This is a genomic window from Microbacterium sp. Bi128 (assembly GCF_918698205.1).
Map to the genome: position 1 here is coordinate 1 of NZ_CAKKMM010001299.1, position 1,438 is coordinate 1,438.

The following is a 1,438-nucleotide window of genomic DNA, read 5'->3' on the forward strand; positions in this document are numbered from 1 at the left end:
GCGCGGCGCGGCCCCAGGAGGCGTCGAATTCTTCACCGGTGGACCAGGCGACGCCCACGTAGTGGGTGGATACGGTGTCGCCGGCTTTGGCCTCGGCGCCGTCCCCTTCGATCAGGTCGGTGATGACCAGTTCGGTGGGGACGTCTCCTACGGGGAAGTCAATTTCCGGCTTCTCGCGGTCGAGGTTGCGCTGTCCAAATGACATGGTTACTCCTTTGAGGTGACGTGTAGTGGTGGCAGTTGTAGCGGTGGATTACTTGACGCCGAGGATATCGACGACGAAGACGAGGTCGCCCTTCGCGTCGCCCTGGCCCTGATCTCCGTAGGCGAGGTCCTTCGGGACGACCAGGAGGACGCGGGAGCCGACCGTCTTGCCGGTCAGGCCCTGGGTCCAGCCCTTGATGACGCCGGTCAGCGGGAAGGTGGCCTTCTTGCCACTCTCGAAGCTGGAGTCGAAGACCTTGCCGGTGGCGAGGGCGACGCCGACGTAGTTGACGGTGATTGTGTCGGTCTCCTTGAGGGCCTGGCCCTTGCCGGTGATGAGGTCCTGGGAGACCAGCGCGGTCGGCGCCTTGACGCCGGCGACGGAGATCTCCGGAACGCCCTTGTCGTTTTCCTTGACGGTCGGCAGTCCGGCCGGCGGGGTGACGGCGTCGCCTTCGGGCTTGTCCAGGACCGGCGGTGCGTCCTTGGCTGAGAGCACCTTGACGATCAGGAGCTGCGTCGGCTTGGCCTCGGCACCCTCGGCTGCGGCCTGGCCGGGAACGGCGAGGGCGAGGTGCGAGCCGATCTTGGCGCCCACGAACGCGTTGTAGATGACGGGGCTGCTGCCCTTGAGCTCGTCGTTCAGTTCCAGCGGCTCGGGATCGTTCGGGAACGTGTCCTCGAGGGTGGAGCCGTCCTTGCCGTTGAACGCCACAATCGAAATGTCGGCGATCTGGTTGGCCTTGACCCGGTCGCCACTGCCCTCGGTGACCACCTTGACAGTGGGTTCCTTGACGTCGAGCGGCTTGGTGAAGTCGACACCGGGGGCCTTCTTGTCACCGTTCTCAGTCAATTTGACCGAGTCCAGCTTGGCGGTCTCACCGGCGGACTGGCTGGTGGGTTCCGGAGCCGGAGGCGCTTCGTTGCCGCCGCAGGCGGTCAGCAGCAGCAGTCCGGGAAGAAGAATTGCTAGTAGTCGGCGCAATTGGAAACTTTCGTCGAGGCAGGGTGGACTCAGTGCCGTTCGGTTTCCCGTGGCAAAGAAAGCGGCGGCCGCAGGGCGGCCCTACCCCAGAATAACGTGCGAAGCTGGGTATCAGCCCATCGAGTCCAGCAGCGCATCCACCCGGTCGTCCACGCTCCGGAAGGGATCCTTGCACAGGATGGTCTGGTGGGCGCGGTCGTTCAGCTTCAGATGGACCCAGTCCACGGTGTAGTCGCGGCCGAGTTCCTG

Annotated in this window: 2 protein-coding genes; both read right to left on the reverse strand. The window is 64.8% G+C overall.

Annotated elements, in window-relative coordinates; translation table 11 throughout:
• On the reverse strand, nucleotides 1–205 hold a 205-nt coding region (locus LQV45_RS32165; protein ID WP_374208357.1), incomplete at its 3' end, for an FKBP-type peptidyl-prolyl cis-trans isomerase.
• Between the two features lie 48 nt (nucleotides 206–253).
• The gene (locus LQV45_RS32170) at nucleotides 254–1,189 is read right to left on the reverse strand and encodes an FKBP-type peptidyl-prolyl cis-trans isomerase (protein ID WP_230011584.1); all 936 of its coding nucleotides are present in this window, start codon (nucleotides 1,187–1,189) and stop codon (nucleotides 254–256) included.
• Nucleotides 1,190–1,438 lie beyond the last annotated feature (249 nt).